This window comes from Arthrobacter sp. CP30 (assembly GCF_053470025.1).
In genome coordinates this window covers 1-534 of record NZ_JBQEMM010000048.1, presented here as the reverse complement: position 1 = coordinate 534, position 534 = coordinate 1, and the positions used below count along the sequence as shown (strand labels likewise).

Annotated in this window: 1 protein-coding gene; it reads right to left on the bottom strand. The window is 64.6% G+C overall.

All coding sequences use genetic code 11. The features are described 5' to 3' along the window. On the bottom strand, positions 1–508 hold a 508-nt coding region (locus ACTIMO_RS17265; RefSeq protein ID WP_448183218.1), incomplete at its 3' end, for a hypothetical protein. Positions 509–534: the final 26 nt, after the last annotated feature.

Below are 534 nucleotides of genomic sequence, written 5' to 3'. Positions count from 1 at the left end.
GACGCGGCTCCTTGCCGCCACCGCTGTGCAGCCATTCGCCTTCTTCCAGACCAAGCTCGAGTTCACGCACCCGGCGCATCGCGGTGGTCGCGGCGTTGTTCTGCCCGCGCGCGATATTGGCGGCCCGGCGACGCGTGATGCCATAGCGCTTGGTCAACTGCTCAGTGAGATAACCGAGGTCGCGGCCCTCGGAGATGCTGCGCATCACGAGTTGCTCGACCTGGCCCAGATGCTGCTCGCCGATGCTGCGGATCAGACTGACATTCTCGTTGACCGTGGATTCGGCAGCGGCGCGCATTGCCGGCGTCATCCTGAACCTGACCGTGAAACCAGCATCGCGCAGCTGGGATTTCAGGGTGTTGTCGCAGCGGTCCTGCACCGCTTGTGCGAACCACGCGGCGAGGTTGTCCGCGAGCGTGTCGAAGCGCTTCAGCCACTGTTTGGCCAGGCGGTTCATCGCCGCCTGGATGATCTGCGTCGGTGACTTGTCGAGGGCGTAGAGAGTCACCTCCGGTGCCGGGACCTCATAGGCCG